This is a genomic window from Actinoallomurus sp. CA-142502 (assembly GCF_050936355.1).
GTDB lineage: Bacteria > Actinomycetota > Actinomycetes > Streptosporangiales > Streptosporangiaceae > Actinoallomurus > Actinoallomurus iriomotensis.
Genome location: NZ_JBNJMY010000001.1, coordinates 4,118,866 through 4,136,650, shown reverse-complemented (window position 1 = coordinate 4,136,650; position 17,785 = coordinate 4,118,866). Strand labels below are relative to the sequence as shown.

The following is a 17,785-nucleotide window of genomic DNA, read 5'->3' as shown; positions in this document are numbered from 1 at the left end:
GGAGCCTCACCCCGCCCGGCCGCCCGAGGAAGGGTTATCGCACGTCAGACGGTGTTCGTGCCGATCAGGGATCCGACCCCGAAAGTGAGGGCCGCCGCGGCACCTCCGAGGGCCAGCTGCCGCAGCCCGCCGAACCACCACGACCGCGCCGTCACCCGCGAGACCAGCGCTCCCGCCGCGAACAGCCCGATCGCCGCCAGCGCCGCGGCCGGCCACAGGCTCTCCGCGCCCAGGAGGTAGGGCAGGACGGGCAGGCACGCGCCGATCGCGAACGACAGGAACGAGGACCCGGCGGCGAGCACCGGCGACGGCAGGTCGCCGGGGTCGATGCCGAGCTCCTCGCGGGCGTGGACGCCGAGGGCCTCCTCGGGGTCGCGGGACAGCTGCCGGGCGACCTCACGGGCCAGCTCCGGGTCCAGGCCGCGCGCCTCGTACAGCTGGGCGAGCTCGAGCTCCTCCGCCTCGGAGTTGTGCTCCAGCTCGCGGCGTTCGACCTCGATCTCGGCCTGCGCGAGCTCCGACTGGGACGCGACGGAGATGTACTCCCCCGCCGCCATGGAGAACGCGCCGGCCGCCAGCCCGGCCAGACCGGTGAGCACGATCACCTGATGGTGGACGCGACCGCCGGCCACCCCCGCGATCAGGGCGAAGTTGGACACCAGGCCGTCCATGGCACCGAACACGGCCGGACGCAGCCATCCGCCGGTGACGTCACGGTGCTCATGGTGGATCTCGGCGCGCGGGCGGCTCGCCGCCCCCTCGACGGCACTCATGTACTCCCCCCGGGGGTCACTGCTTTCCCTCGCCCGGCTCCGCGCCGGTCGAGGCCTTCTCCCTGCCGTCGTCCTTGCCGGCGTCCTTGTCGGCGTCTTCGCCGTCCGGCTCGGCCTCGTCCTCGGCGTCGGCGACCTCAGGGGTCTCGGCGTCGTCGGACGCCTCGGCGTCGGGCTCCTCCTCGCCGGGCTCCTCCTCGGGAGCCTTCTCGGAGGCCTCCTCCTCGACGGGCTCCTCAGCCCCGGCGGCGGCCACGCTCTCGGATCCGGGCTCGGCGTCGGACTTGGTCTCCGGCTCGGTCTCCGGCTCGATCTCCGGCTCGGATCCGGGCTCGGTCTCCGGCGCGGGCGCGCCGACGGCGCCCTCGGGGATCTCCGTACGGTCGCGGTAGAAGTACATGTAGGCGGCCGCGCCGAGGAAGACGATCAGCGCGGTCCAGTCGTTCAGGCGCAGGCCGAGGACGTGGTGGGCGGGGTCGACGCGCAGCCACTCGGTCCACGCCCGGCCGACCGTGTAGGCCGCGACGTACAGCGCGAAGGTGCGGCCGTACGCCAGGCGGAACCGCTTCTCCGCCCAGATGACCAGCAGGGCCACCCCGATGCACCACAGCGACTCGTACAGGAACGTGGGGTGGTACGTGGCGATGTCCGGGGTATTCGCCGGACGGTGCGCGGGGTCGATCTTCACGGCCCATGGAAGCTTGGTGGGACGGCCGTACAGCTCCTGGTTGAACCAGTTGCCCCAGCGGCCGATGGCCTGGGCCAGCGCGATGCCCGGCGCGGCGGCGTCGGCGAAGGCGCGCAGGGAGATGCCGCGGCGACGGCAGCCGAGGTAGGCGCCGAGCGCGCCCGCGGCGACGGCGCCCCAGATGCCGAGGCCGCCGTTCCAGACCTCCAGGGCCCCGACGGGGTGCCAGTTCTTACCGAAGTAGAGCTGGTAGTCGGTGATGACGTGGTAGAGGCGGCCGCCGACGAGTCCGAAGGGGACCGCCCAGACCGCGATGTCCACGACGGTGCCGGCGGTGCCGCCCCGCGCGACCCAGCGCCGCTCCCCGAGCCATACGGCGACGATCACCCCGAGGATGATCATCAGGGCGTATCCGCGCAGGGGCAGGGGCCCGAGATGGACGACCCCTTGAGACGGGCTGGGAATCGAGGCGAGCGGCTGCTGCATGGGATGTGACACTACCGGCCTTGGGGTACGGGGCGATGACGATCAGGTGGCGAAGTGCCCGTCGTCGGCCGGTGCACGACCGGCCGACAACGGGGCATTCGTCGCGTTCGTTACTTCTTGGGCGTCGCGGACGGGCTCGTGGACGGAGTCGCCGAACCGCTCGCCGTCGGGCTCGGTGAGATGTCCACCGGCTTGGCCGCGAGGATGGCCTTCTCAAGGTTCTTCGCGTTGAGCAGCGTGCTGTTGAGGTCCACCGACTGGCCGTTGAGGAAGACGGTCGGCGTGCCGGTCACCTGGCGGGTCTGCTCGGCGTAGTTCGTCATGCTGTCGATCTGGCTCTGCTTCTGGCCGCCGTTGACGCACTGTTCGAACTGCGGGGTGTCGAACCCGAGGTCCTTGGCCCACCCGATCAGGTCCTTGTTCGAGAAGCCGTTCGAGCCCTCGGCCGGCTGGTGCTTGTAGATCGCGTCGTGGTACTGGATCCACTTGTCCGCCGGCGCGCACAGTGCCGCGTTGGCGGCGCGCTGGGAGTTGCCCTTGATCGGCTCGGCCTGCTGCTTGAACAGCCAGAACGGGTAGTAGAGGACGTTGACCTTGCCCTCCGCGGCGAGCCGCTTGATCGTGGCGCCGCTGGACTTCTCGAACTCATGGCAGATCGGGCACTGGAAGTCTTCGAACAGCTCCAGCTTGGGCGCCTTGGCCCCCGGCTTGGACGCGAGGATCGCCCCGTCGGCCTGACGGGTCGTGGGGGCGAGCGCACCGGTGTAGGAGCCCGCGTCCTTCTTGTTGACGAAGTACACCGTGATGACCACGGCCAACGCCACGACGACCAGCCCGCTGAGGGTGATCATCAGCCGGCGCATCCGCTGCTGCTTCTGCGCCTGCTTCTTGCGTTCCTCCGCCAGCCGCTCGCGGGCCGACCGCTGTCGAGCGGCCTTACTCATCTGGTCTCCTCTGAAAATTCGTGGAAGCTGTGGCGGCTACAGTCCGAGCCACCGGTCGAGCGCGAGCTTGCCGCGCGGGAACACCATCAGCCAGGCGGCCAGGACGAGGAACCCGGTATCCCGGAAGATCTCCCGCAGATAGTGGGTCTGGCCCTTGGCGACCTGGCCTCCGCCACCGAAGCAGCCACAGTCGATGGTCAGTCCGCGCGCCCACACCGAGATGATCCCGGCGATGAAGACGATGAACAGCACGCCGACGCAGATCGCCATCGTCCGCGTCGCGAACCCGATGAGGATCAGCGCGGCGAGCGCCATCTCCAGCACCGGAAGACCGAGCGCGACGGGCCCGACCATGCTCTGCGGCAGGATCCGATAGGAGGACACCGCCACCTTCTGCAGGCCCGAGGCCTCACTGAACTTGGCGTATCCCGCAATACCGAGAATAGCCGCGAGGAGGACACGCACCACAAGGGTGATCCATTCCCGCACTTGCGGGAATCTCGCTGCGCCTCCGGCGGCCGCTGCTTCTCCAGCCACAGTCGTTTCCTATCGGTCTCGCGATCCGGCCGCGCGCCAGCATAGGCGGTGAGCCATAAGTGTGCCGTCAAGCACGCGGGCACATCCTGTCACTTTGCCGCGCGCCGTGAGTGATCAAGGGGGTATCAGGCGGATCTTTGGCCCACCGCGGACAGCCGAAACCGTACGCGGTGGGCCGAGGACGCCCCGCGGCACCGGGGGCGTCGTACGCCGAGAACCGGGCTTACCGCCCGTTACGGACGGTGCCGGACGCCGGCGGCGAGTTCCTCTCCGAGCGCGCGTACGGCGCCCAGTCCCTCCTGCGGCGACGGCGCGTCGAGCAGCCGGCGGATGAAGGCGGAGCCGACGATGACACCGTCGGCGAAGGCGGCGACCTCGGCGGCCTGCGCGCCGTTGCTCACGCCCAGGCCCAGGCCGACCGGAAGCCGCATGCCCGCCGGCGTGGCCTTGCGGGTGCGCTCGACCAGCCGCGCCGCGCCCGTGTCGACGGCGGACCGGGCGCCGGTCACCCCCATGAGGGACGCGGCGTAGACGAAACCGCGGCAGGCCTCGGTGATCTCGGCGAGGCGTTCGTCGGTGGAGCTGAGCGCGACGAGGAAGACCCGGTCGAGATCGTGCGCGTCGGCGGCGGCCAGCCAGTCGCCGCCCTCCTCCGGCGTGAGGTCCGGGGTGATCAGCCCGGCGCCGCCGGCCGAGGCCAGGTCGCGGGCGAACGCGTCGACGCCGTAGTGGTCGACCGGGTTCCAGTAGGTCATCACGAGTGTCGGCACGCCGGTGGCGGCGACCGCCTCGACGGTGCGGAACACGTCGGCGACCCGGGCGCCTCCGACGAGTGCCTGGTGGACGGCGTCCTGGATCGTGGGGCCGTCCATCACCGGGTCGGAGTAGGGCAGGCCGATCTCGATGACGTCACAGCCCGCCTCGACCATGGCCTTGGCCGCCGCGATCGACCCCTCATAGGTGGGAAAGCCGGCCGGCAGATAGCCGACGAGGGCCGCGCGGCCCTCCGCGTCGGCCTTGTCGAACGCCGTCGCGACCGTACGTCCGCCGCTCATGGGACCTCCTTCGTCGGAGGGGGTGACCACTGGCGCGTGCCCTTTGATTCGCTCGCTCATCGCGCGCCCCCGTCCCGGCCGACGAGCCCGAACCACTCGGCGGCCGTGTGCATGTCCTTGTCACCGCGTCCGGACAGGCAGACCACCACGATCGGCTCCTCGTCGGCGCCGGCCGCCAGCTCCGGGCCGATCCGCAGCGTGCCGGCGAGCGCGTGCGCGGACTCGATCGCCGGGATGATGCCCTCCGTGCGGCACAGCAGCGCGAACGCGTCCATGGCCTCGGCGTCGGTGACCGCCTGGTAGATCGCCCGGCCGCTGTCGCGCAGCCATGAGTGCTCCGGGCCGACGCCCGGATAGTCGAGCCCGGCCGAGACCGAGTGCGTCTCGAGGGTCTGCCCGTCGTCGTCCTGCAGCAGGTAGGTGCGCATGCCGTGGATCACGCCGATCGACCCGCCGGCGAGCGTGGCGGCGTGCCGTCCGGTGTCCAGGCCGTCGCCGCCCGCCTCGAAGCCGTAGAGGCGCACGCTCTCGTCGGGCACGAACGCGTGGAAGGCGCCGATGGCGTTGGAGCCGCCGCCGACGCAGGCCGTGACGGCGTCGGGCAGCCGGCCGGTCAGCTCCAGGACCTGCCGGCGCGCCTCCTCGCCGATGACGCGGTGGAAGTCGCGGACCATCATCGGGAACGGGTGCGGGCCCATCGTCGAGCCGATGCAGTAGTGGGTGTGGTCCACGCTGGCGACCCAGTCGCGGAACGCCTCGTTGACGGCGTCCTTGAGCGTACGGCTGCCGGTCGTCACCGGGATGACCTCGGCGCCGAGCATGCGCATGCGGGCGACGTTGAGCGACTGGCGCACGGTGTCGACCTCGCCCATGTAGACCGTGCAGTCCAGGCCGAGCAGCGCCGCGGCCGTCGCGGTGGCGACGCCGTGCTGGCCGGCGCCGGTCTCGGCGATGATGCGGGTCTTGCCCATCCGCTTGGTGAGGAGGGCCTGCCCCAGCACATTGTTGATCTTGTGAGAGCCGGTGTGGTTGAGGTCCTCGCGCTTGAGCAGCACCCGGACGCCGGCCTTCTCGCCGAAGCGCCTGGCCTCAGTGAGGAGGCTGGGCCGGCCCGCGTACGTGGCGAGCAGATGGTCGAGCTCACCGCGGAAACCCGGGTCGGCCATCGCCTTGGCGTGGGCGGTGGTCAGCTCGTCGAGGGCGGCCATGAGCGCCTCGGGGGCGAACCGCCCGCCGAAGCGGCCGAAGTGGCCCGAGACATCGGGCAGCGAAATGCCCGTGGCATGCGTGGTCATGAGTTGTCGTCCTGTCGCGTGTGAAGAAGAAAAAGGGGCCTATCCGGTCGGTAGTGACGCGGATCGACGCCATCGCTCGCGCAGGCTCATGGCCATACCCTACTTGCCCTGGCGCAATGCCGGGTGGGTTCCGGCGGCGACGAGGTCGGCGACGGCCGATCGGGGATCCTTCCCCGTGACGAGGCTCTCGCCGACGAGAACGGCGTCGGCGCCCGCGGACGCGTAGGCCAGCAGGTCGTGCGGCCCGCGTACGCCGGACTCGGCGATCTTGACGATGTTGGAGGGGATCTTCGGCGCGATACGGGCGAAGGCGGTGCGGTCGACCTCCAGCGTCGCGAGGTTGCGCGCGTTGACGCCGATGACCCGCGCCCCGGCGTCGACCGCCCGGGACAGCTCCTCTTCGGTGTGCACCTCGACGAGCGGCGTGAGGCCGATCGACTCGGCCCGCTCGATCAGCGAGATCAGGGCCTGCTGCTCCAGCGCCGCGACGATGAGCAGCGCGAGGTCGGCTCCGTACGCCCGGGCCTCCCACAGCTGGTAGGAGGTGACGATGAAGTCCTTGCGCAGCACCGGCACGTCGACGCGGTTGCGCACCTGCGCGAGGTCGTCGATGTCGCCGCCGAACCTGCGGCGTTCGGTCAGCACGCTTATGACGGAGGCGCCGCCGGACTCGTAGTCGGCGGCGAGCGCGGCCGGATCGGCGATCGCGGCGAGCGCGCCCTTGGAGGGGCTGCTGCGCTTCACCTCGGCGATCACGGCGACGCCCTGGCCGCGGAGCGCGGCGTGGCCGTCCTTGGGCGACGGCGCGTGGACGGCCATCTCCTTCAGCGCGTCGAGCGAGACCGCCTGCTGGCGCTCCGCGAGGTCGGCTCGCACCCCGTCGAGGATGTCATCGAGAACGGTCACCTGGCCTCCTCGCCCGCACGAGCGACCCACTGGGCATGGCGGCTTCGCTCGCGGGACCGACGAAGGACGCCCCGTGAGCGGGCCCCGAAGGCCCTTCGGTCCGCTCCGCTCAACGTGATCGGTCCCCTTCATTCGTGACGTCGTGTCTCCCGATCGTAGCCCGGTCGAACCGCCGTCCCCGCCCCGGGTACTCGGTCAGGGAGCGAGAGCATGCCCGGCGGGCAGGTTACGGACGATCCAGAAAACGATGCCGACCACGGAAAAGATGATGATCAACCAGGGCCGGAGGATGCCGGCGCGCAGCGGCCGACCGCGCCGGAGGGCGACCGCCCACCGGACCCACAGATAGGCGAGGAGCGGCAGCGTCACGAACGCCAGCGCGTTGCGCCCGAACGCCTCGGCCACGTGCCCGTGCGTGAGGGCGTGGATCATGCGCAGCGAGCCGCAGCCGGGGCAGTAATAGCCGGTGATGGCGTAGAACGGGCAGGTCGGGTAGTGGCCGGGCTGGTTGGGGTCGACGACCGCGAGGTACCCGGCGGCCCCCGCGACGACGGCCAGCACCGCGTACGGCGCCCAGCGGCTCTGACTCCCTCTCCACGTACGCACGGTGGTCACACCCCAAGGTTAGGCCGCGAGACGGGCGCGCGAACGGCGATCCGCGTCCGCCGAGTGCGAGTGCTCCAGCCCGACCGGCCCACCGACGGCAAAGCGGCCGACCGAAAAAGCCCGAACGCAAGCGAAGGAAAATCCGCCGAACCGGAACCGCCCCGACCCCGGCCCGCCGAGGGACCCCCGCCCGCCTCCGGCGGCGACTCGCAGCGCGTGCGGCGGCCGCCCCCTCCGCCGGTCGAACCCCACCGAACCGCCCCCGACTCGGCCGCCCGGTGACGCGACCGCCCGCATCCGGCGGCGACGGCTCGCAACGCGTGCGGCCGCCCTCTGCCGGCCGGACCCGCCGGCCGGTGGCGACGGCGACGACCAGGCCGGGCGGGCGCCCCAGCGCGCCGGGTGGCGCTGGCCGGGCCGGTGGCGCGAACCCCGGCGAAGTCCTCGGGCGTGAGTGCCGATGGCGCAGGGGTAGGCCACGGCGCGGAGTGCGGTGCCGGTGCCGGTGCAGGCGCGGAGTGCGGTGCCGGTGCCGGTGCAGGCGCGGAGTGCGGTGCCGATGTAGGCGCTGATCGCGCGGCCGAACGCATCACCGTCGATGGCCGTCGGCACCGGCCACCCGATGGACTCATCGGAGGCCGTCTACTGCTCCGAACGCCAGCCCCCATCCGGCCCGGTCCTACCGCGACGTTTCGGCTGCCAAGATTCCCGAGCGCCACCGCGACCACGCCGCAGGTGCGCGATCCGCCGGTCCGCGCACCCGATGGCGCTGAAGCCGAGCGCCGCAGACTTCGCTACTCGGTCGGCGTGCTTCGTCACCGCCCTCGCGCATCCCTGTGGCCGCCTCGGTGAGACGCTGCGGAGCCGGCACACGTGCCAGGAGATCCGCAGATCTGCGAGGCCGCCCATCGGTCTCGCAGGAGATGCTGCACCGCGATCAGGGAACTGTGATCGACCAGAGGCCGTGCTTGCTCTCCTCCCGAGACGATCGCCTTGCCGAAGCCCGCCCAGGAGCCGACTCCACTCTCATTGTCCAGACCCGTGCTCGATCAGCGGAAGACGGTCGGACGGCTGTGGAGAACCCGGCGGTAAGGGATTCGGAGCCGCAGAGCACGCGGGGTGCAGCGGGTCACGGGCTGCGCGCCGGCTCCTGGCCGGCTCCCGTGGCCCCTCCCCGAGCCTCGCCGGCTCGATCACGGGTCGGCGGCGTAGCCGATGCCGCGGACCGTGCGCAGTGGGCTGAGGGCGCCCAGTTTGGCGCGGAGTTGGGCGATGTGCACGTCGACGGTGCGGGTGCCGGCCGACTCCGCCGAGCCCCACACCGCCGCGAGGAGCTGTTCGCGGGTGAACACGCGGCCCGGTCGTTCCATCAAGAAGGCCAGCAGGTCGAACTCCGTGGCCGTCAGCGACTTGGCCGCGCCGGCGGCCGTCACCGTGCGCGTCGCGGTGTCGAGGGTGACCTGGCCCGCGCGCAGGAGTCCCTCGCGCGCGGGGTCGGGTGCCTGGCCGCGCAGCGCGCGGGCGACCATCGCGACGAGGACGCGCGGGCTGAACGGGCGTGGCACGGCGTACGGGCTCGTGCCCGTCTCGCCGTCCGGGACGACGCAGACGACCGGCGTGTCGCCCAGCTCGCGGATGAGGGTCTCCCCCGCACCCGTGGACAGATCGAGCACGACGGCGTCCGGCCGCAGCCGGTGGGCCTGCGCGGCGGCGCACGCCGGGTCGGTCACCACGTGCACGTCGAAGCCTTCGCGTGACAGGTACAGCCGCGCCAGGTCGGCGACGCCGGGATCGTGCTCGATGACGAGCACGATCCCCTCACGCCCGTCTCGGTCGGTCTCCGCCGGGGTGTGCATCTCGGCCCTCCGTCCGGGTGCCGCCAGGCGACGAGGCGTCGGTGGGGTCATCGCCCCGGTCGAGTGCCTTCCACAACGACGCGGGGTCGTCGCCGGCGGGTGGCGCGGCGCCGGGGCGATCGTACCGGGCCGACATTCCCGGCCAGCGGCGTCCGCGCACGATCGTGAGCAGCCCGGCGGCGGCCAGCAGGACGCCGCCGGCCAGCGACAGGATCCACCAGGCGTTGACGTGGACGGCGACCTCGCCGCCCAGCCGGGCCAGGTTGCTCTTCTCGCCGGCGGTCGCGACGACGTGGGCGTGGCGTACGGCGGCCGGGGAGGCGATCGCCACGATCACCCCGAACGCCGCGAGCAGCGCGCCGACGGCGACGCGCACCCAGCCGCGTGTCGCCAGGAGCGCGGCGATCCCGGCGAGGCCGGCCCAGCCCAGGGCGGCGATCACTCCGCTGAGGGACCGCCCGGAGAGTCGCTGGTTCAGCGCCTCCAGGCCGCCCGCGTGCTCGGCGACGGTCGCCCAGGTACGGCCGGCGAACCCGACGATGACGGCCGCGCCCGCCGCGCCCAGCAACGTGGCGACGGCGAGTTCGCGGCGGCCGGTCACTGCGGACGCTCGCCCACGACCGGCTCGAGGACGTCGGCGTCCCAGCACGTGCGGTCGCCGGTGTGGCAGGCGGCGCCGACCTGGTCGACCTTGACCAGGATGGCGTCGGCGTCGCAGTCGAGCGCGACCTCCTTGACCCACTGCTGGTGGCCGGAGGACTCGCCCTTCACCCAGTACTCCTGGCGGCTGCGCGACCAGTACGTGGCGCGGCCGGTGGTCAGCGTGCGGTGCAGGGCCTCGTCGTCCATCCAGGCGAGCATGAGCACCTCGCCGGTGTCGTACTGCTGGGCGATGGCGGGGACGAGACCGTCGGAGTTCCGCTTGAGACGGTCAGCGATCTTAGGGTCCAGGGACATGACAACCATTGTGCCGGTTCACCGCCGGACAACGTCGCTGGGGTGCGCGAACGCGAGATCGCCGGGTGCCGCCCCGAACGCCGGCCCGCTCGGGCGCCGCCCGGACACCCGATAATTCCTTAACCGAAATTTAAGAAAGAGGACGGCGGAAAATGAAGAGGCCCGTACCGAGAACGGCACGGACCCCAACGGGTGGATGTCGGCGAACTACAGCGGGCGGACCTGGTCCGCCTGCGGGCCGCGGTCGCCTTGGACGACCTCGAACTCCACACGCTGATTGTCCTCGAGCGAACGGAAGCCGGAGGTGGCGATCGCCGAGTAGTGCACGAAGACATCCGGTCCGCCGCCGTCAATGGCGATGAAGCCGAAGCCCTTGTCGGCGTTGAACCACTTCACGGTGCCCTGCGCCATGCCTTACTCCTTGTGGGACAAACAGACCCACACTTCATGGGCCACTTATCGGTTGCTGCGAAGCGTGGTGTCCCTGAGAGGCAGAAACACGCCCGCTAGTCATCGGTCCGCGGGCGTCTGGCAAACGAACGCTGGAACTACGACTACAACCGCTGGGGAGCCTACCAACATCGGGGCCCTCTCACACATGGCCGGGCGAAAATCGGCTTTTCGCCGTCTCTCCCCGCCCGCGAAACCGGCCGCTCACCAGTCGCGATTTATATATCCGCAAATAGTTCTTTCATGGTCAGGAGCGGAGCTGGGTAGCCCACGAGGCGTACAGCTCGGCGTACCGGCCCGGCCGCTCGACGAGTTCCGCGTGCGGGCCCCGCTGCACGATGCGCCCCCGGTCGAACACGATGACCTCGTCGGCGGCCTCGGCCGTGGAGAGCCGGTGGGCGATGGAGATCGCGGTACGGCCCCGGGTGATGCCCTCCAGCGCCCGCTGGAGCCGCACCTCCGTGGCCGGGTCGACGGCGGAGGTCGCCTCGTCGAGCACCAGCAGGTCGGGGTCGGCGAGGTAGGCGCGGGCCAGGGCGACGAGCTGCCGTTCGCCGGCCGACAGCGACTCCCCGCGCTGGCCGACGGCGCTGCCGAGCCCGTCCGGCAGGCTCTCCACCCAGTCGGCCAGGCCGAGCTCGGTGAGCGCGAGCATGACGTCCTCGTCGGTGGCGCCGGGCCGCCCGTACCGGATGTTGTCGGCGAGCGTGGCGTCGAACAGGTACCCGTCCTGCGGCACCATCACGATCCGCTCGCGCAGCGAGGAGAACCGCACCTCCGGCAGTGGCACCCCGTCGATGCGCACCCGCCCCGACGTCGGGTCCATCAGGCGGGTCAGCAGCTTGGCGAACGTCGTCTTGCCCGAACCCGTCTCACCCACGATCGCGACTCTCGCCCGCGGCGCGATGCGCGCGGACACCTCGTGCAGCACGGTGGGCCCGCCCGGATAGGCGAAGGAGACGTCGTCGAAGACCACCTCGATCGCGCCGCGCGGCAGCTCCACGCCGTCCTCGCCGGGGTCGGCCACGTCCGGCTCGGTGTCGAGGACGTCGAGGACGCGCCGCCAGCCGGCGATGGCGTTCTGCGCGTCGGTGAGCACCTCGGTGGCCACCTGCATGGGGCTGACGAAGAGAGTGACGAGGAACAGGAACGCGACGAGACGGCCGGCGGTCAGGTGGCCGCCGACGCCCATCGCGGTGCCCGCCACGACCACGCCGGCCGTCGCGAGGGCGGCGACCAGTTCGGTCGAGGGGAACGTCGCGGCGACGAGGGTCTGGGCCCGGGTCTGGGCGTCGCGGTAGGAGTCGACGGACGCGTCGATGCGGCGCGCGGTGCGGTCCTCCGCCCCGTACGCGCGGATCACCGAGGCGCCGACGACCGACTCGCCGACGGCCGACAGCATCTCGCCGACCCGCTCGCGCACGACGCCGTACGCCCGCGACAGCCAGCGCTGGAAGTACCGCAGCGTGAACGCCAGGGGCAGGAACACCACCCACACGAGCAGCGCCAGCGGCCAGGAGTAGACCAGCATGAGGACGCTGGCCACCACGAGCTGCCCGCCCGCGATGATGATCATCAGTCCGCCGTACTGCATGAAGTTGCTGATCTGGTCGACGTCGGTGGTCACCCGCGAGACCAGGCCGCCGCGCCGCTCCGCGCTCTGGGTCAGCGTCGACAGGTCGTGGACGTGCCGGAACGCGCGGACGCGCAGGGCCGCCAGGCCGCTCTCGCTGGTCCGGTACAGACGGACGTTCATCCGGTACGCCGCGAGCGCGGTGACGAGCACGGCGGCGCCGCAGACCAGCACGGCGGTGCGGATGAAGCCGATGTCCGGGCCGCCGGGCGAGCTCAACCCGCGGTCGAGGGTCTGCTGGACCGCCACCGGCACGACGATGCGTCCCACGGTGGCGACGAACGCGAGCGCCAGCGTGACGCCGATCCCGCGGTGGAACTCCGGGGTCAGGCTCAGGCCGGTACGCAGCGTGGCCAGGCCGGACGCCTTGCCCGTCCCGATGCCGGTGCCGCCCCGGCGGTTCGCCGGCGCCTCCTCGTCCGGTCCGGCGTCCGCCGTCCTGGTGTCCGTGACGCTCACGCCGGCACCCCTTCGCTCTCGTCGTCCTCGTCGCGTTCGTAGGCGGTGACGAGGTTTCGGTAGCCCACGGAGCGTTCGAGCAGCTCCGCGTGCGGGCCCTGGCCGGCGACCCGGCCGCGTTCGAGGTAGATGACATCGTCGGCGAGCTCGATCGTCGCCTTGCGGTACGCCACGACGACCACGGTCGCCTCCGAGTCGCGCAGGCCGCTGAGGATGCGTGCCTCGACCTGCGGGTCCACGCTGGAGGTCGCGTCGTCGAGGATGAGCAGGCGGGGCCGGCGTACGAGGGCGCGGGCGAGGGCGAGCCGCTGCCGCTGCCCGCCGGACAGGGTCGCGCCGCGCTCCCCCACCCGCGTGTCGAGGCCGTCCTCCAGCGCGGAGACGAAACCGTCGGCCTGGGCGAGCCGGAGCGCCTCCCACACGTCGGCGTCCGGGACGTCGAGTCCGAGCGTGACGTTGCCGCGCACCGTGTCGTCGAACAGGTAGGTCTGCTGCGGCACCACCGCGGTCGTGTGCGCGAGGCCGCCACGTTCGACGTCGCGCACGTCGACGCCGTCGAGGAGCACGTCGCCGCTCGCCGGGTCGACGAGCCGTACGAGAAGGTTCGTGAGGGTGGACTTGCCCGAGCCGGTGGGGCCGACCAGGGCGATGGTGTGGCCCGGCTCGGCGGTGAAGGCCACGTCGTGCAGGACGTCGCCGTCGGTGTAGCCGAACCGGATGGCGCGCACCTCCAGGCGGGCCGGGCCGTCGCCGGTCAGCGTCCGGTCGCCGTACGGGAGCTCGCCGGTGGCGTCGAGGACGCCGCGGACGCGGTCCCAGCCGACCACGCTGCGCGGCACCTCGGCGAGCACCCAGCCGAGCGCGCGGATCGGGAAGGCCAGCAGCGTGAACAGGTACGCCACGTGCACGAGGTCGCCCGCGGTCAGGTCGCCGGCGCGCAGGCGGATCGAGCCGACGAGCAGGACGGCGAGCACGCCGAGGTTCGGCAGCGCCTCCAGGATCGGGTCGAACAGGCCTCGCACGCGGCCGACCGCGATGTTGGCGTCGCGCAGTTCGTCGGCGACCGCGGCGAACCGCTCGGTCTCGTCGGCCTCGCGGCCCAGGGTCTTGACGACGAGGGCACCGTCGAAGCTCTCGTGCGCGACCTCGCTGACCTCCGCGCGCAGCTGCTGTGCCCGTGCCGCGATCGGCGCGAGACGCCGCTGGTAGACGACGTTGAGCCCGGCGATCGCGGGGAAGACGAGGAAGCCGACGACGGCGACCATGACGTCGGTCGCGAGGATCTCGATCGCGGCGATGAGGAGCATCAGGACGACGCCGGTGGCCATCGGCAGGGGCGCGATCGGCGCCCACGCGGCCTCCACGTCGGCGTTGGCGTTGGACAGCAGCTGCCCGGTGGGGTGGCGGTGGTGCCAGGCGAGCGGCAGGCGGAGGTACTGGCGGGTGACGGCCCGGCGGTAGGTCGCCTGCATGTTGTACTGCATCATCCCGGCGAACAGGCGCCGGCCGGCGACGCCGAGGGCCTTCAGCGCGGCCACGCCGACGATGGACAGGGCGCCGAGCGTCAGCACTCCGGCGGTCGTGTGGCCGTGCTCGAAGGCCGGCAGGACGACCTTCTCGGTGACCCGGCCGAGGACCCACGCGCTCGCGACGGTCATGGCGGCGTACAGGCCGCTGAAGACGACGGCGAGGACGAAGAGGAGCGGTTCGGCCCGGACGGCGACTCCCAGCACCCGCATCCCTTTGCGCAGGATGTCGGATGTCACCTTCTGCGGCATCAAATCCCCTCTCGCGGCCGGTAACAGGGCCGATAATCCCTATCACGCGAAACCGCCGGGTTATTCCGCTGCCGGGCCACGAGGCTTACGATCACGAGGGTGGCGAACCAGAACTGGGCACGTGCCGAGCGCGATGCGCTGTGCGACCTGCTGGCCGAGACCGGCCCGGACGCCCCGACGCTCTGCGAGGGCTGGACCACCGGTGACCTGGCGGCCCACCTGGTGTTGCGCGAACGCCGTCCGGACGCGGCGCCGGGCATCATGGTGCCGCTGCTGGCCGGGCGCACCGAACGGGTGCAGCGGCGGATCCTCGCCGAGACGCCCTTCCCCCGGCTGGTCGGCCTGCTCCGCCAGGGACCGCCGGCCTGGTCGCCGATGGGGCTGCCCGGGATCGACGGCGTGGCCAACACGGTGGAGTTCTTCGTCCACCACGAGGACGTACGCCGGGCGCGGTCCGAGTGGGAGCCCCGTCAGCTGTCCGCCGCCTTCGAGGACCTGCTGTGGCGGCGGCTGTCGGCGGGCCGGTTCCTCCTGCGGCGCGTGCCGGTCCAGGTCACCCTGGCCGAGCCGGAGGGACGTACCCAGCGGCTGACCAAGAACGGCAAGCAGGCCCGCGTCCACGGCCTGCCGAGCGAGCTGACGCTCTGGACGGCGGGCCGCGGGCGGGCGGCGCGGGTCGAGGTGACCGGCGAGGCCGAGGCCGTCAACGTGCTGTCCCAGTCGCGCTGGCGCATGTGACCGGCCCCACGTCGCGGACCGGTCACGGCGCGGTCAGGCGGCGACGGCCTCGCGGTCGGGTTCCGGCGCGGCCGACGGCTGCGGGGAGCGCACCAGCAGCAGGACGATGATCCCGGCGGCCAGGCCCAGCCCGGCCGCGACCGCGTAGACCGTGTTCAGGCCGGAGGCGGCGGCGGAACGCACGATCGGCAGGTGCGGCGCCCGTCCGCCGCCGACCGCACCGGCCATGCCGTGCGGGTCGGGCACGTGGCCGGTGAGGACGTGCTCGACGCGCGCTCGCATGAGGACGCCCAGCACCGCGACGCCGAGGGCGTACCCGAGCTGGCGCGAGGTGTTCAGCGCGCCGCCGGCCATGCCGCCGCGCTCGTGCGGGGCCGCCGCCATCGCCGCCGACGACAGCGACGGGATCGCCAGGCCCACGCCGACGCCGCCGACCACCAGGCCCGGCGTGATCGCGGTCCACGTGGATCCGGCGGACAGCACGCCCTGCAGGCCCGCCCCGGCTCCGATCAGCAGCAGGCCGATCCCGATGGTCAGCCGCGGCGGGACGCGGTGCAGGACCCGCGCGCCGGCGGCGGAGACGACGAACGACGTCGCCGCCATGGGCACGAGCGCCAGCCCGGCCTTCACCGGGCCGAGGCCCAGGACGGTCTGGAGCCAGACCGAGGTGAAGGCCAGGCAGGCGAACGCCGAGGCCATCAGCAGCGCGCCGCCGAGCATGATCGCGCTGAATGAGGGGCTGCGGAACAGCGCCAGGTCCAGCAGCGGGCGGCGGGTCCGCAGTTCGACGGCGACGAAGACGACCAGAGCCAGGGCGGCCAGGCCGAACATCGCCAGCGGGATCACGGCGCCGAACCCGTCGCCACCCGCGCGGATCAGCCCGTATGTCAGCGCGCCCGCGCAGACCGTGAACGAGCACAGGCCGCCCACGTCCGGCCGCGCGCCGGGCGTGCGTCCCGTCTCGCGGACGCGGGCGAGCGTGAGCGCGACGGTCACGGCGGTGACCGGCAGGTTGACCAGGAAGATCGCCCGCCAGCTCACGTGTTCGGTGAGCAGGCCGCCGAGGACCGGGCCGCCGGCCGCGGCGACGCCGTTGACCGCGCCCCACACGCCGAAGGCCACGCCGCGGTCCCGGCCGTGGTAGGTGCTGTTGAGCAGGGCCAGTGTGGTCGTGAACATCGCCGCCCCGCCGATCCCCTGCACGGCGCGGGCGGTGATCAGGGTCGCGGCGTTCGGGGCCAGGCCGCACGCCAGCGAGGCGGCGGCGAAGATCACCAGCCCGGCCACGTACACGCGCCGCCGGCCCAGCAGGTCGGCCAGCGCACCGGCGCCGAGCAGCAGTGCGGCCAGCGAGAGCGCGTAGATGTCCAGCACCCACTGCAGGCCCGAGAACGAGGCCCGCAGGCTCCGCGCCATCGGCGGCAGTGCGACCGTGACGATCGTGACGTCCACGAGCAACATGAACGCCCCCAGGCAGATCGCCACGAGGGGCAACCACTTGCGCATCGGTGTTTCCCTTCCTCCGTCGGGGCCTCCCACGATCCCGGCCGACGGCGAACCGACATAGCCGGACGGCGATGAACGGCGGTTCTCGACTCTGGATACGCTCTGGCGGTGGAATCCGTCATTCTGGACGACCTCGACCGGCGCCTGGTGCACGCGCTGAACATCGACCCGCGCGCGCCCTTCGGCCGCATCGCCGACGTGCTCGACGTCTCGGACCAGACCATCGCGCGCCGCTACCGGAGGCTGCGCGCCTCCGGGCTGGTGCGGGTGGTCGGCTCGGTGGACACCGCGCGGCTCGGCTACACCACGTGGGTGATCCGGCTGCGGTGCACGCCCGACGCCGCCGGCCCGGTGTCCGCGGCGCTGGCCCGGCGCACGGACACGTTCTGGGTGCACCTGCTGTCCGGCGGCACGGAGATCGCCTGCGGCACCACGGTGCGCACGGCGGAGGAACGCGGCGCGCTGCTGCTCCAGCGTCTGCCGCGCACCGGCCGGGTGTCGTCGGTCACCGCGCACTCCCAGCTCCACCTCTACGTGGGCGGCCGGATCACCTGGCCGGGCGCCGTCGCGGCCCTGTCGGCGGAGGAGGCGGACCGGCTGCGGCCCGAGCCCCCGCCGCCTCCGGGCGAGGGCCCGGTCGTGCTCGACGACGGCGACCGGGCGCTGCTCGACGCGCTCGCCCTGGACGGGCGCACCGGCCACGCGGAGCTGGCGGCGGCCACCGGCTGGTCGGAGTCGACCGTCCGGCGGCGCATGGACCGGCTCGTCGCCGGAGGCGTGCTGTTCTACGACGTCGACGTCCCGCCGGAGGCGCTCGGCTACCACGCCGAGGCCCGGCTGTGGATGTCGGTACGGCCGGCGGACCTGGCGGCGGTGGGCCGGGCGCTCGCCGGCCACGTCGAGGTCACCTTCGCGGCCGCGACCACCGGCCCGACGAACCTCATGGCGGGCGTGGTCTGCCGCGATGACCAGGCCCTCTACCGCTATCTGACCGAGCGGATCGGCGCGCTGGAGGGCGTCGAGCGGCTGGAGACGGCACCGGTGATCCGCACCGTCAAGCGAGGCGGGCCGGTCCTGAAGCCGTAATTTGCTTGCCCGTTTTGTAGTCCGGTGCGCAT

The 17,785-nt window shown here is 72.4% G+C and carries 17 protein-coding genes; 2 read left to right on the top strand and 15 right to left on the bottom strand.

The window, feature by feature from the left end:
• Positions 1-44: 44 nt before the first annotated feature.
• The 14 genes from ACQEV1_RS20040 to ACQEV1_RS19975 all read right to left on the bottom strand — a co-directional run bounded on the left by ACQEV1_RS20040 (position 45) and on the right by ACQEV1_RS19975 (position 14,423).
• Complete coding sequence (locus tag ACQEV1_RS20040) at positions 45-773, bottom strand: VIT1/CCC1 transporter family protein (protein WP_285566407.1); 729 nt, start codon at positions 771-773, stop codon at positions 45-47.
• 16 nt (positions 774-789) lie between these two features.
• Positions 790-1,947 (bottom strand): prolipoprotein diacylglyceryl transferase, encoded by a 1,158-nt coding sequence (gene lgt, locus ACQEV1_RS20035; protein WP_433395143.1) that lies wholly within the window; start codon positions 1,945-1,947, stop codon positions 790-792.
• A 110-nt stretch (positions 1,948-2,057) separates the two neighbouring features.
• Positions 2,058-2,891, bottom strand: coding sequence for a DsbA family protein (locus ACQEV1_RS20030; RefSeq protein WP_285616770.1), 834 nt, complete (start codon positions 2,889-2,891; stop codon positions 2,058-2,060).
• Positions 2,892-2,927: 36 nt separating this feature from the next.
• Positions 2,928-3,380 (bottom strand): MauE/DoxX family redox-associated membrane protein, encoded by a 453-nt coding sequence (locus ACQEV1_RS20025; RefSeq protein WP_285616774.1) that lies wholly within the window; start codon positions 3,378-3,380, stop codon positions 2,928-2,930.
• A gap of 281 nt (positions 3,381-3,661) precedes the next feature.
• Positions 3,662-4,483 (bottom strand): tryptophan synthase subunit alpha, encoded by an 822-nt coding sequence (gene trpA / locus ACQEV1_RS20020; protein ID WP_285616776.1) that lies wholly within the window; start codon positions 4,481-4,483, stop codon positions 3,662-3,664.
• A gap of 56 nt (positions 4,484-4,539) precedes the next feature.
• A complete protein-coding gene (gene trpB / locus ACQEV1_RS20015; RefSeq protein ID WP_285616778.1) occupies positions 4,540-5,778 on the bottom strand; it encodes a tryptophan synthase subunit beta in 1,239 nt (412 codons plus the stop codon).
• Between the two features lie 99 nt (positions 5,779-5,877).
• On the bottom strand, positions 5,878-6,684 hold the full coding sequence (trpC, locus tag ACQEV1_RS20010) for an indole-3-glycerol phosphate synthase TrpC (RefSeq protein ID WP_285566415.1): 807 nt from the start codon (positions 6,682-6,684) through the stop codon (positions 5,878-5,880).
• A 195-nt stretch (positions 6,685-6,879) separates the two neighbouring features.
• Positions 6,880-7,299 (bottom strand): DUF2752 domain-containing protein, encoded by a 420-nt coding sequence (locus tag ACQEV1_RS20005; protein ID WP_285566416.1) that lies wholly within the window; start codon positions 7,297-7,299, stop codon positions 6,880-6,882.
• Positions 7,300-8,483: 1,184 nt separating this feature from the next.
• Positions 8,484-9,146: a winged helix-turn-helix domain-containing protein gene (locus tag ACQEV1_RS20000; protein WP_433395139.1), complete on the bottom strand. Its 663-nt coding sequence runs from the start codon at positions 9,144-9,146 to the stop codon at positions 8,484-8,486.
• Positions 9,109-9,747 carry a Trp biosynthesis-associated membrane protein gene (locus ACQEV1_RS19995; RefSeq protein ID WP_285616785.1) on the bottom strand — a complete coding sequence of 213 codons (639 nt, stop codon included), beginning with the start codon at positions 9,745-9,747 and terminating at the stop codon, positions 9,109-9,111. Before ACQEV1_RS19995 ends, ACQEV1_RS20000 begins: the two co-directional genes overlap by 38 nt.
• Positions 9,744-10,112: a phosphoribosyl-AMP cyclohydrolase gene (gene hisI, locus ACQEV1_RS19990; protein WP_285566421.1), complete on the bottom strand. Its 369-nt coding sequence runs from the start codon at positions 10,110-10,112 to the stop codon at positions 9,744-9,746. The genes ACQEV1_RS19995 and hisI overlap by 4 nt, the downstream gene beginning before the upstream one ends.
• A gap of 198 nt (positions 10,113-10,310) precedes the next feature.
• Entirely contained in the window at positions 10,311-10,514 is a 204-nt protein-coding gene (locus ACQEV1_RS19985) for a cold-shock protein (protein ID WP_285566422.1), read from the bottom strand.
• 286 nt (positions 10,515-10,800) lie between these two features.
• Entirely contained in the window at positions 10,801-12,645 is a 1,845-nt protein-coding gene (locus tag ACQEV1_RS19980) for an ABC transporter ATP-binding protein (RefSeq protein ID WP_433395136.1), read from the bottom strand.
• A complete protein-coding gene (locus ACQEV1_RS19975; protein ID WP_285566423.1) occupies positions 12,642-14,423 on the bottom strand; it encodes an ABC transporter ATP-binding protein in 1,782 nt (593 codons plus the stop codon). Before ACQEV1_RS19975 ends, ACQEV1_RS19980 begins: the two co-directional genes overlap by 4 nt.
• Before the next feature lie 99 nt (positions 14,424-14,522).
• Between ACQEV1_RS19975 and ACQEV1_RS19970 the strand changes: the two genes are divergently transcribed.
• Complete coding sequence (locus tag ACQEV1_RS19970; protein WP_433395134.1) at positions 14,523-15,161, top strand: TIGR03085 family metal-binding protein; 639 nt, start codon at positions 14,523-14,525, stop codon at positions 15,159-15,161.
• 33 nt (positions 15,162-15,194) lie between these two features.
• Here ACQEV1_RS19970 and ACQEV1_RS19965 read toward each other — a convergent pair whose 3' ends face one another.
• Positions 15,195-16,667 carry an MFS transporter gene (locus ACQEV1_RS19965; RefSeq protein ID WP_433395132.1) on the bottom strand — a complete coding sequence of 491 codons (1,473 nt, stop codon included), beginning with the start codon at positions 16,665-16,667 and terminating at the stop codon, positions 15,195-15,197.
• Between the two features lie 108 nt (positions 16,668-16,775).
• On the opposite strand from ACQEV1_RS19965, the gene ACQEV1_RS19960 reads away from it, so the two are divergent.
• On the top strand, positions 16,776-17,753 hold the full coding sequence (locus ACQEV1_RS19960) for an Lrp/AsnC family transcriptional regulator (RefSeq protein ID WP_433395130.1): 978 nt from the start codon (positions 16,776-16,778) through the stop codon (positions 17,751-17,753).
• The last annotated feature ends 32 nt before the right edge of the window (positions 17,754-17,785 follow it).